Consider the following 541-nt stretch of genomic DNA (forward strand, 5'->3'; position numbering starts at 1 on the left):
CTATCGTCAGAGCCTCGAGCGCGCGATTGCCGACATCAAGGGCGGCGCGGGCGAGGAGGCGGCCGCGAGCTGACAGTCCCTGCGCGCTTGACAGAGCGGGCGCGACGCGAAATGGATCGCCTCGGGAATACGACCCCGAGGGAAAGATGACCGCGTCCAAAGCTCCTGCAGCCTGTCTGATCGGATGGCCGGCCGCGCATTCGCGCTCGCCGCTGATCCATCATTACTGGCTGCGCACGCTGGGCATTGGAGGCGGCTACGTCATCGAGGCGGTGCCGCCGGAGGATCTCAGGGATTTCGTGCTGCGGCTGTCGTTGCGCGGTTTCGTCGGCGCCAACGTCACCATCCCGCACAAGGAAGGCGTGCTGGCGCTGTCGACGCCCGATGCCCGGGCAAAGGCCGTAGGCGCGGCCAACACGCTATGGTTTGCCGACGGCGAGCTCCACTCGACCAACACCGACGTCGAAGGCTTTATCAACAATCTCGACGCCAGCGCGCCCGGCTGGGGGGCGGCCGAGGAAGCGCTGGTGCTCGGCGCCGG

1 pseudogene is annotated in these 541 nt (G+C 67.7%); it reads left to right on the top strand.

From position 1 onward, the window contains the following. Positions 1–146 precede the first annotated feature (146 nt). A pseudogene (locus MOV75_RS41380) lies at positions 147–541 on the top strand (shikimate dehydrogenase); the annotation flags it as partial.

Origin of the sequence: Bradyrhizobium sp. PRIMUS42, assembly GCF_023006515.1 — a bacterium.
Lineage (GTDB): Bacteria > Pseudomonadota > Alphaproteobacteria > Rhizobiales > Xanthobacteraceae > Bradyrhizobium.